Raw genomic sequence first — 13,478 nt, 5'->3', positions numbered from 1 at the left:
AACTCCCTTGGGGGGTGGGCGTCATGCCGACGGGGATGTGGTGGTTCATCGGAGCGGCCTGGGCCGAACTTCTGCTCGCCGCCGCGCTGTTGCGAACGTGCAGCCGGGAGAGCGGAGCGCCGGACGCGGACGCCCTGCCGACGCCGCAGGCGCTCGCGCTGCTGCGGGGCGGGCGGCGGGCCGTCGTCACCGTGGCGCTCGTGGCGCTGCACCAGCGCGGGGCGGTCGCGGCGGGCCGTAAACATACGATTCGGGCCAACGGCGGGCCGGGCCGGACCCGCGACCCGGTCCAGCTCGGGGTGCACGGGGCGCTCCGGCGGGCCCTCGCCCTCGGGGACCTCGCGCAGCGCCCCGAGACGCGGCGGGCCGTGGACGCACTGAGCGGCGAGCTGCGCGGGGCCGGACTGCTGCGGCCGGTCGCGCAGCTGTGGGTCGTGCGGGCGCTGCTCGGCTGCGTGCCGCTGACCGTCCTCGTCGGACCGCTCGCGACCGGGGCGTCCCGCGCGAACCTCCCGGAGGTGCTCGCCGTCGGCCTGCCGCCGGTCCTCGGGGCGGCGGCGGTGCTGCTGCGGCTGCCGGTCACGACCGGCGCGGCGCGGCGGCTGCTCGCCGGGCTGCGGGAGCGGTACCCGCTGCCGGCCCACCGCCGGGAGGTGACGGACGGGCGCCTCGTCCAGCTGTACGTGGCGCTGTACGGCGATCCGGCGCTCGCCCTCTTCCTGCCACACTTCTCGCGGGACGGCGGGCTGCTCGACCGGCCCGGGGACGCGGACCGGAACCGGCCGCCGCCGGGCGGCGCCGTCCGACGCTGAAGGCGCGCCGCGCCATACTGGCGTATGCGCATCAGAGCGGCCGTCGCCGCCGAACTCCCGCTGCTCCAGGACATCGAACGGGCGGCGGGCAAACCGTTCCGCGCCCTCGGCATGGCCGCGATCGCCGACGACGACCCGCCGCCCCTGGAGACCCTGGAGGCGTACCGCCGGGCGGGCCGGGCCTGGGTGGCGGCGGACGCCGCCGACCGTCCGGTGGCGTACCTGCTCACCGATCCGGTCGACGGCGCCGCCCACATCGAGCAGGTGTCGGTGCACCCGGACGCCGCCCGCCGGGGCGTCGGCCAGGCCCTGATCGAGCACCTGGCGGCGACCGCGGGGCGGGAGGGCCTGACGGCCCTGACCCTGACGACCTTCGCCGAGGTGCCCTGGAACGCCCCGTACTACGCCCGGCTCGGCTTCCGCCCGCTCGCGGACGCCGACCCGGCCCTCACGGACGGGCTGCGCGCGATACGCCGCGCGGAGGCGGCGCACGGCCTGGCGGCCTGGCCCCGCGTCTGCATGCGCCGGGACCTGGCCGACTAGCTTCCGGCGTACCGCTCCCGCAGCTCCACCTTCCGCACCTTCCCGCTCACCGTCATGGGGAACTCCGCGAGGATCTCCACCCGGTGCGGGATCTTGTAGTGGGCGAGGCGGTCGCGGCAGAAGGCGGTGATCTCCTCCGGGGTGGGCGGGTCGGCCGGGTCGCGGGGGATCACGCAGGCGAGGATCTCCTCGCCGTACCGCTCGTCGGGGACGCCGACCACCTGGACGTCCGCGATCTTGGCGTGCCCGTGGAGGAACTCCTCGATCTCGCGCGGGTAGACGTTCTCGCCGCCCCTGATGATCATGTCCTTGATGCGGCCGACGATCCGCACGTAGCCGTCGTCGCGCATCACCGCCAGGTCGCCCGTGTGCATCCAGCGGCCCGGGTCGATCGCCTCGGCGGTCTTCTCCGGCTCATCCCAGTAGCCGAGCATCACGCCGTAGCCGCGGGTGCACAGCTCCCCCGCCTCGCCGCGCTCCACGGTCAGCCCGCTCGCCGGGTCGACGACCTTCACCTCGACGTGCGGCATGACCCGGCCGACCGTGCCGGTGCGCCGCTCCAGGTCGTCGTCGCGGCGGGTCTGGGTGGAGACGGGAGAGGTCTCGGTCATGCCGTAGCAGATCGACACCTCCGCCATGTTCATCTCGGCGACCACCCGCTTCATCACCTCCACCGGGCACGGCGAGCCCGCCATGATGCCGGTGCGGAGGGTGGACAGGTCGTACGTCGCGAAGTCGGGGAGGTTCAGCTCCGCGATGAACATCGTCGGCACCCCGTACAGCGAGGTGCAGCGCTCCTCCTGGACCGCCCGGAGGGTGGCGGCCGGGTCGAAGGAGGGCGCGGGGATCACCATGCAGGCGCCGTGCGAGGTGGCCGCCAGGTTTCCCATCACCATGCCGAAGCAGTGGTAGAAGGGGACGGGGAGGCAGATCCTGTCCTGCTCGCCGTAGGCGATCATCTCCCCGACGAAGTAACCGTTGTTGAGGATGTTGTGGTGGGAGAGCGTGGCCCCCTTCGGGAAGCCCGTGGTCCCCGAGGTGTACTGGAGGTTGACGGGCTCGTCGCAGGAGAGCGGCTCCGGGCGGAGCTCCCCGGGCGTACGGGTGAGGAACGCGTCCCAGCTCGCGTCCCCGAAGTACACCGTCTCGCGCAGCCCCGGGCATTCCCCGCGCACCTGCTCGGCCATCGCCCGGTAGTCGCTCGTCCTGTGGGCGAGGGAGGCGAAGAGCAGGGAGACGTCCGACTGGTTCAGCACGTACGCCAGCTCGTGGGCGCGGTAGGCCGGGTTGATGGTGACCATGACGGCGCCGACGCGGGCGGTGGCGTACTGGACGAGGACCCATTCCGCGCAGTTCACGGCCCAGACGCCGACCCGGTCGCCCTTGCGGACGCCGCTGCCGAGCAGGGAGCCGGCGAGCCGGTCCACGTCCGCGCCGAACTCCGCGTACGTCCAGCGGCGTCCGGTGGGGACGTCGACGAGCGCCTCGCGGTCGGGCCAGGCGGCGACGGCCCGGTCCAGGTTGGCCCCGATGGTGTCCCCGAGGAGCGGGGTGTCGGACACGCCGTGGGCGTACGAGAGTTCCTTCGGCGTGCTCATGCGAGGTCCCCTTCCGTGTACTCGGTGCCGCCGCCCTCGGCGGTGAGGCGGCGCAGCTCCACGCGCCGGATCTTGCCGGAGACGGTCTTGGGCAGGTCGGCGAACTCGACGCGCCGGATGCGCTTGTACGGGGCGAGGACCGCGCGCGAGTGCGCGAAGAGGGCCTTCGCGGTCTCCGGGCCCGGCTCCCAGCCCGCCGCCAGGACCACGTACGCCTTGGGGACGGCGAGCCGCAGCGGGTCGGGGGCGGGGACGACGGCGGCCTCGGCGACGGCCTCGTGCTCCAGGAGGGCGCTCTCCAGCTCGAAGGGGCTGATCTTGTAGTCGGAGGCCTTGAAGACGTCGTCGGAACGCCCGATGTAGGTGATGTACCCGTCCGCGTCCCGCGCGCCGATGTCGCCGGTGCGGTAGTGGCCGCCGGCCATCGCCTCCGCCGTGCGCTCCGGGTCGCCGTGGTAGCCGGTCATCAGGCCCACCGGGCGGGCGGAAAGATCGAGGCAGATCTCGCCCTCGTCGACGTCCGGGCGGCCGCTGACCGGGTCGACGAGGGTGACCCGGTAGCCGGGGCTCGGGCGGCCCATGGAGCCCTCCTTGAGGCGCTGGCCGGGGCTGTTGGAGACCTGGACGGCGGTCTCGGTCTGGCCGAAGCCGTCCCGGACGGTGGTGCCCCAGGCGCGCCGGACGGCCTCGATGACCTCGGGGTTGAGCGGTTCGCCGGCGGCGACGACCTCGCGCGGCGGCGTCTTGAGCTGCCCCGGGTCGGCCTGGATCAGCATCCGCCAGACGGTCGGCGGGGCGCAGAAGCTGGTGATCCCGTTCCGCTCCATCTCGCCCATGAGGCGGGCCGGGTCGAAGCGCGTGTAGTTGTGGACGAAGACGGTCGCCTCGGCGTTCCACGGGGCGAAGAGGTTGGACCAGGCGTGCTTGGCCCAGCCGGGCGAGGAGATGTTGAGGTGCACGTCGCCGGGCCTGAGCCCGATCCAGTACATGGTGGCGAGGTGCCCGACCGGGTACGAGGTGTGGGTGTGCTCGACCAGTTTGGGGCGGGCGGTCGTGCCGGAGGTGAAGTACAGCATCAGGGTGTCGTCGGCGAGCGTGTCGCCGTCCGGCTCGAAGTCGGCGGACTCGCGGTCGGCGAGCCCGTACTCCAGCCAGCCCGCCCCGCCGTCGCCGACCGCGATCCGGGTGTAGTCGCCGGGGACGTCGTCGAACTTGGCGGTGTCCTCGGCGCGCACCAGGACGTGCCGGGCGCGGCCGCGGTCGACGCGGTCGCGCAGGTCGGCGGGGCCGAGGAGCGGGGTGGCGGGGATGACGACGGCCCGCAGCTTCATCGCGGCGAGGACGGTCTCCCACAGCTCGACCTGGTTGCCCAGCATCACGACGATCCGGTCGCCCGCGCGCACGCCCAGGGACCGCAGCCGGTTCGCGACCCGGTTCGAGCGGGCGGACATCTCCGCGAAGGACGCCTTCGTCTCGGAGCCGTCCTCCTCGACGATGTGCAGGGCGGTGCGGTCGTTGCCCTCCGCGACGACGTCGAACCATTCGAGCGCCCAGTTGAACCGCTCGGGCCGGGGCCACGCGAAGCCCTCGTAGGCCGCCGCGTAGTCCTCCCGGTGCTCCAGGAGGAAGTCCCGGGCGGCCCGGAACTCCTCGGTCGCACTGGTTGCCGTCATGTGTCCTCCTCGTTGCGGGACCGGTCCCGGACATCGTGTAATCAGTGACCCAGGTCTCACTACCCCCGTTCGGGGGTGAACCCGCGGACGTCAAGGGCTGACGGGGCCGGCGGCCACGAAGGAGAGCGCGGTGCGCGAGCACGTCGAATCGTCGGGGGAGCTGCGCGGCGCGCTGCTGAGGCTGCGCCGGACCACCGGGCTCCCGGTGGTCTTCGGGGGGCTGACGCACGAGACCCGGGGGCTGCGGATCGGGGAGCTGAACGGCGCGGTGACGCCGGCCCTGCGCGGGCTCGCGATCTCGGCGGGCTCCGGCCTGGGCGGGAAGTGCCTGGCGCTCGGCCGGCCGTGCGCGGTGACGGACTACCCGTCGGCGCGGCACATCACCCACGAGTACGACGGCCCGGTGTCGGCGGAGGGGCTGCGGTCGGTGATCGCGGTGCCGGTCGTCGTGCGCCGGAAGGTGCGGGGCGTGCTGTACGGGGCGCTGCGCGACGCGCTGCCGGTCGGCGAGCGGGTCTTCGACGCGGCGGTCGCGGCGGCCCGGGACGTGGAGCAGGCGTTGGCGGTACGGGACGAGGTCCGGGAACTCCTGGCCCCGCTCCCGCCCGGGCCCTCCTGGGAGGAGGTCCGCCAGGCGTACGGCGAACTGCGCGAACTGGCGCCGAAGGTCGCGGACCCGGAGCTGCGGGAACGCCTCCTCGCGGTCTGCGGCCGCCTGGAGACGGCCTCGGGCTCCCCCGCTCCCCTCCCCGGGGTGGCCCTGACCCCGCGCGAGACGGACGTCCTGGCGGCGGTGGCCTCGGGCGCCACGAACGCGACGGCGGCGGCCCGGCTCGGCCTGCGCCCGGAGACGGTGAAGGGCTACCTGCGCTCGGCGATGCGGAAGCTGGGGGCGCACACGCGCATGGAGGCGGTGGTGGCGGCGCGGAGGGCGGGGGCGCTGCCGTAGGGCGGCGCGTACGGGCCGCGCGTTCAGGGCGTGTCGGTGCCGGGCGCGCGGTCGGCGAGGAGGCCCGGCGGGGGACACGTCCCGTCGGAACCGGTGCCGTTGCGCGCGCGGAGTTCGGCCGGAGCCTGTCCGGTCCAGCGCTTCATGGCGCGGCGCAGGCCGCCGGGGTCGGCGTAGCCGACCTGTCTGGCCACGGCGTCGAAGGGCGTGTCGGTGGTGGTGAGCAGATGGAGGGCGCGTTCGCGGCGCAACGCCTGGAGCTCCTCCGACCAGGTGCTCCCGCGTTCCTCGATGCGGCGTTGGAGCGTGCGGGTGCTGAGGGCCATCCTCCGGCTCACGACGCGCAGGGAGGGGGTCTCGGTGTCCGCCGTGGCCCGGAGGGTGGCGCGGAAGAGGCTGAGCCAGTCGTGCAGGGGGATGGCCTCGGCGAGGGCCTGCTCGGCGTGGCTTCGCAGGAGGTCGGACAGGCCCGGGGCGTGGTGCTGGGGGGTGGTGAGGTCGGCGGCTTCGAAGGTGAGGGAGTTGACGGGGCTCTCGAAGTCGATGGCGCGCGTGCCGTAGAGCCGTACGAGGGCCTGGTGGGTTCGGGGGGCCCGGGCCGCGAGGGCGACCCCGGTGGGGACGACGGCGCGCCGGCCGGCCTCGCCGACGCGCTGCCGGAACAGGCCGAGCGAGTAGGCGCGTATGGCGGAGGCGACGTCGTCCGACAGGTCGGCCCCGTTGACGTGGCTGACGGTCACGTACCGCTCGGTCTCCTCGATGTGGATGACCTCGGTGCCGGCGTCCCCGGCGGTGGCCAGGTAGCGGGCGGCGTCGCGGAGGCCTTCGAGCGGTGTGGGGGCCTGGGTGATGAGGTAGTCCCAGATGCCGAGGGCGCCCAGGGCGCTCTCCTGGGCCATGTGCCAGGAGGCCTCGTGCCAGGGGACCCGCAGCGTCATGAGCTCCCAGATGCGGATGTTGGTGGACGCCGGGACGCGGTAGCGGTCGTCCAGCAGGTGCTCGGGGGCCATGCCGAGCAGGCCCGCGTACGCGGCCGGACCGACTCCGACGCGCTCGGCCCCTCTCGCGTTGAGGCGGGTGAAGGCGGCGGAGGTCGTTCCCGGGAGCAACGGGGTGCGCCCGGACGGCGGTTCCGCGGGGGTGTGGGCGCGTGCCGGGGCTTCGTGGCACGCGAGGCCCTGTCGGTGGCGTCCGGGGCCCTTGGGCGCGGGCGGGCGTCGCTCTAGCGTCATGTCCGTCCTTGTGCGGGTGGTGACGGGGGTTCGTGATGGACCACCGTACGAGGAGCTGTGTGCTGGGGACCGGCGGCCGATTGGGGACGGCCGCCGGTTGTCGGTCCTGTTGCCGCCGCCGGCGGCGGGCCGGGTTCCAGACCCGTCGATCATGCGACGAACACGTCAACCGAGTTCGTGGATCACGCATGCCCACGGGTCATCACTGAAAGTAGCCATGCGCAAGCATGCCGCACTCAGGAGAACGAGTTGTCCCACAGGGGAAGAAGCAGGGGAATCCACGGGGGGTCGAGATGACGACGCGTCACTCGTCACCGCCCGGACGGACGTCCGGTGGACTGTTCACCAGGCGGAGACTCACGGGCGTGGCTCTCGCGACGGCCGCGTTGATGGCGGTCGAGACCGCCGTCGTGGTGGGGACGACGGGGCAGGCGGTGGCGATGCCGTCACAGCGGCCCTCGGCGTCCGCCGAGAAGCCGTATCCGACCCAGGCGGCCGATCTGGCCTCCGCGACGGTCGCGGCCCGTCTGTCGGGCAAGCGGGTGGAGGCGCTGTCGGAGCGGACGGAGACGTCGACGACGTGGGCCAATCCGGACGGCACGGTGACCACCGACGCCGCGTCGGGTCCGGTCCGGTTCCGTGACAGGGCCACCGGCTCGTGGCGTGACGTCGACGTCGCCCTGACGAAGTCGGCGGACGGTTCGGTCGCCGCGCGGAGCCACCCGCTCGGTCTGAGGCTGGGCGGGAAGACGCCGGCGGCGAAGGCCGCGGGCGTGCGGGCGTCGGGTGCGGCCGGCGAGGCGGGGACCACTCCCGTACCGCTGGTGTCGCTGGACGCCGGGGACGGCCGGACGATGGACCTGTCGTGGCGCGGTGTCCTTCCGGAGCCGACGGTGTCCGGGCACACGGCCCGGTACGCGAACGCGCTGACCGCGACGGACCTGATCATCGAGTCGACCCGTACGGGCTTCGAGCAGTTCCTGGAGCTGAAGGACCGCTCGGCGGTCGGCGCGAACGGCTCGGTGACGCTGACGCTGAACGCCAGGGGCATCAGGGCGCGGGCGAACGCGGACCGTTCGGTCACCTTCCTGGACAAGAAGTCCGGCAAGCAGGTCGGCAGTCTGCCGGCGCCGGTGATGTGGGACGCCCACGTCGACCCGAAGTCCGGTGAGCACACCCGGCGGGCCGACGTGGGTCTGAAGGTGACGCAGAAGGGCGACGCGGTCGACCTGACGCTGACCCCGGACGCGAAGTTCCTGGCCGATCCGGCGCGTGTGTTCCCGGTGACGGTGGACCCGGCGGTGAACCTGGGGTCGAGCTTCGACACGTTCGTGCAGCAGGGCTACGCCGTCGACACCTCCGCGCAGACGGAGCTGAAGCTCGGCAACAACGGCTCGGGCCAGGTCGCGCGTTCGTTCCTGCACTTCCCGATGACGCAGATCCGGGGCAAGCAGATCCTGGGCGCGAAGCTGAACCTGTGGAACTCCCACTCCTGGTCGTGCGCGCCCTCCGGCTGGGAGGTGTGGGACACCCCGCACGCCTCGACGGCCACCCGGTGGACCAACCAGCCGGCCTGGGGCAACAAGTGGGCCACGTCCACGGCCACGAAGGGCTTCTCGTCCTCGTGCGCGGACGGCTGGGTCTCGCAGGACATCAAGAACCTCGCCGTGGCCTGGGCCGCCAACGGCAACAGCAGCAACTCGATGGGCATCAGGGCCACCAACGAGTCCGACTCCTTCTCGTGGAAGCGGTTCAACTCCGGCAACGCCGCCTCGAACACGCCGTACGTCTCGGTCACGTACAACACCGTTCCGGTGGTGGGCAACCCGATGTCCGTGACGCCGGGCCGTGCCAACGGCGGCAAGAACTGGGTCACCACGACCACGCCCGACCTGAAGTACACCGTCAGTGACGCCGAGACCACGTTCCTGCGCACCAAGTGGGAGCTGTGGGAGGGCACCACGAACCTGGAGGTGTACGACTCCGGCACCCAGGACCCGGTGGTGGGCAAGACGGCCTCCCACCAGGCGCCCGCGGGCAAGCTGGTCAACGGCCGCACCTACTGGTACTGGGGCCGGGCCAACGACGGCAACACGTGGTCGGACTGGACGCCGAAGGTGTACTTCACCGTCGACACCGCCAAGCCCGCCACCAGCACCGTGACCTCGGGCGACTTCCCGGCCAACACCTGGTCAGGCACCCCGGACGCGGACGGCAGGTTCTCCGGCTCCTTCACCCTCAAGCCCCCGGCCGGTGACGTGGCCGAGGTCCAGTACAAGCTGGACGGCGGAACCTGGACCAGCGCGGCCACCACCGGTGCCTCGGTGGACCGGACGCTGACCTTCACGGCGGGCAGGCACACCCTGGCCACCCGCACGGTCGACCCGGCCGGCAACGTCTCCGCCGAGTCCTCCTACGTCTTCCACGCCGGATCCGGCGCGGCCCTGCTGTCCCCCGCCCAGGGTGACCGCCCGGCCCGCCGTACGCCCCTGGCGGCCGAGGGCCTCTCCTCGTACACCGGTGTGACCTACCAGTACCGCCGCGGCGAGACCGACGCCTGGAAGAACGTCCCCCTCGCCGACGTGCGACAGGGCACCACCACGGTGTCCGCCTGGCCGGTCCCGGTCACCGGCGGCAAGCCCGCCGGGCTGACCTGGAACATCACGGACACACTGGCCGAGGACGGGCCCATCGAGGTCCGCGCCGCCTTCACCGACGGCACCGCCACCGCCTACTCCCCGGTCAACGAGATCACCGTCGACCGCGACGCGGGCACGGCGCCGTCGGAGGAGACCGGGCCGGGCTCGGTCAACCTGCTGACCGGCGACTACACGCTGTCCGAGGGCGACGCGTCGCTGTTCGGTCTGTCGGTCTCGCGTACGGCGTCCTCGCGGCGCGCGGACGCGGGGGCGAAGCAGGACGGACAGGTACCGATCTTCGGCCCGCAGTGGGTCTCCGGCACCGTCGCGGAGATCACCCGGTCCGACTGGTCGCACCTCAGGAAGACCTCCGCGACCTCGGTCGCCCTGGTCGGCGTCGAGGGCGAGGAGCTCGGCTTCACCGCCACCGCGGGCGGCGGCTGGAAGCCCGAGCCCGGCTCCGAGGACATGACGCTCACCGGCTCGCTGACCGGCTCGTTCACCCTGAAGGACACCGAGGGCACCCTCACCGTCTTCACCAAGCCGGACGCCGCCTCCCCGTCGTGGCAGGTCGCCTCCAGCGCCCTGGCCGGCCTGCCGCAGTCGACGACCACGGTGGTCTCCGAGACCGTGACCGTGGACGGGAAGAAGCTGGCGCGTCCGAGGCTGGTCGTCGCCCCCACCTCGGCCGTGTCGGCCACGACGTGCACGGCGACGCCGTCCACGAAGGGCTGCCGCGCGCTGGAGTTCGTCTACGCCACGACCACCACCGCGACCTCCTCCGCCCTCGGCGACGTCACCGGGCAGGTCAAGGAGATCCGCGGCTGGTCCACCGAGCCCGGCGCCGCCGCGGCCACCGCGAAGACCGTGCAGAAGTACCTGTACGACTCCGCAGGCCGCCTGCGCGAGACGTACAACCCGCTGATCGCACCCGCTCTGAAGACGCAGTACGCCTACGACACGGCCGGCCGGATCACCACCCTGACCCCGCCCGGCCAGCTTCCCTGGTCCTTCACCTACGGCAAGGCCGGCAACGCCGCCACCGCCGGCGAAGGCATGCTCCTCAAGGCGAGCCGCTCCGGACTGCAACAGGGCACCAAGGACGTCGAGTCGGGCACGGCGTCGACGAGCATCGTCTACGACGTCCCGCTCACCGGCACCGGCGCGCCGTACAAGATGGGCGCCTCGGACGTGGCCGCGTGGGGGCAGACCGACGCTCCCACGGACGCCACCGCCGTCTTCCCCCCGGACGCGGTTCCCGCCGCGCACGGAGGTACCGGCCTGTCCGCGGCGGACTACCGCCGCGCGTGGGTCACCTACACCAACGCCTCCGGACGCCAGGTGAACCTGGCCACGCCGGGCGGGAACGTCACGACCGCCGAGTACGACCGGTTCGGCAACACGGTGCGTGAGCTGACCGCCGGCAACCGGGCCCTCGCCCTGGGCGGCACACCGGCCGACCAGGCGACCCTGGCCGACCTCGGCATCGTCGGCCTGCCCACCCAGGACCGCGCCGACCTGCTCGCCTCGAAGTCCGTCTACGACTCCACCGGCATCCGAGAGACGGAGAAGTTCGGCCCGCTGCGCCGCGTCACGCCGGCCGGCACGGGCGCGTCCGCGGTGGCGCGCGCCTGGATGACCAACGAGTACGACGCGGGCCGTCCCACCGACGGCACCGCGAAGGTCGAGCACCAGGTCACCAAGGTCACCGTCGGTGCCCAGGTCCTCGGCACCACCGCGTTCACCGACGCGCGGGTCGTCCAGACGGTCTACGACTGGGTCAAGGGCCTGCCGACGAAGACGGTCAAGGACCCGGCCGGTCTCGCGATCACCGAGACCACCGAGTACGACGCCCAGGGCCGCGTCACCAAGCAGCTCCTGCCCGGCGCGACCGGCACCGACGCCGCCACCCGCACGACCGCCTACTGGACCGCGACCGGCACCGGCGCCTGCCAGGGACGCCCGGAGTGGGCCGACCAGCCCTGCTCCACCGGTTCCGCCGGTGCGGTCACCGGCGGCGGTACGAACCCGGCCGGGCTTCCGGTCACCACCACCGAGTACGACTGGTGGGGCAACCCGGCCAAGTTCACCGAGACCGCCAACGGCGTCACCCGCACCACCACGACGACCTACGACGACGCGGGCCGTCCGGTGAAGAACGTCATGACCGGCGGGCTCGGGCAGGCGGTTCCGGAGACGACGACGGAGTACGACCCGGCCACCGGCCGGACCGTGAGGACGGTCTCGCCGACCGGCGGGACGATCACGAAGGAGTTCGACGGGCTCGGCCGCCAGACCTCGTACACCGATGCCGACGGCGGGGTGACCCGCACCGAGTACGACCTGCTGGACCGTCCGGTCAGGACCTCGGACTCGGTCCCGTCCAGCGTCACCTACACCTACGACACCGCTCTCGAGCCACGCGGCATGCTCACGTCCACCTCGGACTCGGTGGCCGGCACCTTCGGCGCCACGTACGACGCCGACGGCTCCGTCGCCACCGAGCGGCTCCCCGGCGGATACACGCTCAAGATCGGCACGGACAGCATCGGCGCCGCCCGCTCGCGCGTCTACACCCGTGACAGCGACGGCCAGGTCGTCTACTCCGACACCGTGGAGGAGTCCGTCCACAGCCAGATCACCGAACACTCCGGCTGGTCCTCGCAGAAGTACGCCTACGACGACACCGGTCGTCTGACCGCTGTCGCCGACACCGCCGGCGACGTCTGCACCAAGCGGTCCTACACCTTCGACAAGCGCACCAACCGCACCTCCCTGACCACCGCGGAAGGCGCGGCGGGCGCCGCCTGCCCCACCACGGGGGGAACCACCACCACCCACGCCTACGACAGCGCCGACCGTCTCGTCGACGCCGGCTACGTCTACGACGCCTTCGGCCGCACCACCGCCCTGCCCGGCAGCCAGATCGGCTACTACGCCAACGACCTGGTCCACCGGCAGACCTCCGAAGGCCGGCGCCAGACCTGGAGCCTCGACGCCGACCGGCGCCTGCGCTCCTGGACGGTGGAGGACGACACCGACGGCACCTGGATCCAGACCGCGTCCAAGGTCAACCACTACGACGGCGACGGCGACAACCCCCGCTGGATCACCGAAGACGCCGGCAAGGGCACCGTCAGCCGCAACGTCGGCTCCGCCGGCGGCGGTTTCGCGGCCATCACCGGCGCGGGTGGCGGCACCGTTCTCCAGCTGACCACCATCCACGGCGGCATCGCCCTCCAGCTCCCGCTGGACCCGGCCGACGCCCCCCTGGTCCTGGACAGCGACGAGTACGGCAACCCCCGCACCGGCCAGCCCGCCGTCCGCTACGGCTGGCTCGGCGGCAAGCAGCGCTCCGCCGAGACCCTCAGCGGGCTGACCCTGATGGGAGTGCGTCTCTACGACTCCGCCACCGGACGGTTCCTCTCCAAGGACCCCATGTACGGCGGCAACGCCAACGCATACGACTACTGCTTCGGAGAGCCGATCAGCTGCACCGACCTGAGCGGAATGTGGTCGTACAGCACCTGGAGCCGCTGGTGGTCCCCGTACAAGCACCTGTGGCTCTACCTCAACAGCCGTGAGACCTCACGGGTTTCCACGGGTGCGGGAGCCGCGACCGGGTTCTTCTCCGCCATCCTGCCCGCGTTCTCGGGATGGGCGAAGGTGGCCCTCGAAATCTTCCGGGCCTACGCCTTCTACCTCTTCTACGTGGCCCGGAGCGCGCGGTGGAAGGGCAAGTGCATCGGGCTCTACACCTACGTGATCACCGGCATGGGGTGGGCCTCGGCGCCCAGCGCCTGGCACAGGAGGTGTTGAAACTGAGCGATGACGAGGCGAAGAGGAGCGGGACGCGTTCCGCCGTCGACCTCTGGGTCGCGGCGGTCGTGGCCGCACTCTGCCTGCTGTGCCTGGTCATGGGTGAAAGCGCACCCGCCCTGGGGTTCGGGCTGGGCACGCTCGTCGTGCTGGTCGTCGTCCTCGTCAGGAGGTTCGGAAGAACGGGATAGGTTCCCGCTCGATCGAGCGTGA

8 protein-coding genes are annotated in these 13,478 nt (G+C 72.6%); 5 read left to right on the top strand and 3 right to left on the bottom strand.

Annotated features, from left to right (window positions below; all coding sequences use genetic code 11):
- Positions 1–23 precede the first annotated feature (23 nt).
- Together AB0398_RS10865 and AB0398_RS10860 are read left to right on the top strand one after the other, a co-directional pair.
- Positions 24–812, top strand: a complete 789-nt coding sequence (locus AB0398_RS10865) for a TIGR04222 domain-containing membrane protein (RefSeq protein ID WP_366373775.1) — start codon at positions 24–26, stop codon at positions 810–812.
- Positions 813–836: 24 nt separating this feature from the next.
- On the top strand, positions 837–1,355 hold the full coding sequence (locus AB0398_RS10860) for a GNAT family N-acetyltransferase (protein WP_366373773.1): 519 nt from the start codon (positions 837–839) through the stop codon (positions 1,353–1,355).
- Here AB0398_RS10860 and AB0398_RS10855 read toward each other — a convergent pair.
- Both AB0398_RS10855 and AB0398_RS10850 read right to left on the bottom strand, forming a co-directional pair.
- A complete protein-coding gene (locus AB0398_RS10855) occupies positions 1,352–2,953 on the bottom strand; it encodes an AMP-binding protein (RefSeq protein ID WP_366373771.1) in 1,602 nt (533 codons plus the stop codon). The two genes, AB0398_RS10860 and AB0398_RS10855, sit on opposite strands and share 4 nt — an antisense overlap.
- Positions 2,950–4,626 (bottom strand): AMP-binding protein, encoded by a 1,677-nt coding sequence (locus tag AB0398_RS10850; protein ID WP_366373770.1) that lies wholly within the window; start codon positions 4,624–4,626, stop codon positions 2,950–2,952. The genes AB0398_RS10855 and AB0398_RS10850 overlap by 4 nt, the downstream gene beginning before the upstream one ends.
- A gap of 130 nt (positions 4,627–4,756) precedes the next feature.
- Between AB0398_RS10850 and AB0398_RS10845 the strand changes: the two genes are divergently transcribed.
- Positions 4,757–5,575 (top strand): helix-turn-helix transcriptional regulator, encoded by an 819-nt coding sequence (locus AB0398_RS10845; protein WP_366373768.1) that lies wholly within the window; start codon positions 4,757–4,759, stop codon positions 5,573–5,575.
- Between the two features lie 23 nt (positions 5,576–5,598).
- Here AB0398_RS10845 and AB0398_RS10840 read toward each other — a convergent pair whose 3' ends face one another.
- The gene (locus AB0398_RS10840) at positions 5,599–6,807 is read right to left on the bottom strand and encodes a helix-turn-helix domain-containing protein (protein WP_366373767.1); all 1,209 of its coding nucleotides are present in this window, start codon (positions 6,805–6,807) and stop codon (positions 5,599–5,601) included.
- A 389-nt stretch (positions 6,808–7,196) separates the two neighbouring features.
- Here AB0398_RS10840 and AB0398_RS10835 point away from each other — a divergent pair, with 389 nt between their 5' ends.
- On the top strand, positions 7,197–13,265 hold the full coding sequence (locus tag AB0398_RS10835; protein WP_366374496.1) for a DNRLRE domain-containing protein: 6,069 nt from the start codon (positions 7,197–7,199) through the stop codon (positions 13,263–13,265).
- A complete protein-coding gene (locus tag AB0398_RS10830; RefSeq protein ID WP_366373765.1) occupies positions 13,262–13,456 on the top strand; it encodes a hypothetical protein in 195 nt (64 codons plus the stop codon). Before AB0398_RS10835 ends, AB0398_RS10830 begins: the two co-directional genes overlap by 4 nt.
- The last annotated feature ends 22 nt before the right edge of the window (positions 13,457–13,478 follow it).

Origin of the sequence: Streptomyces sp. NPDC086147 (assembly GCF_040702165.1) — a bacterium.
In the GTDB taxonomy this organism is placed as follows: Bacteria; Actinomycetota; Actinomycetes; order Streptomycetales; family Streptomycetaceae; genus Streptomyces.
This window is presented reverse-complemented; position numbering and strand designations above follow the sequence as displayed.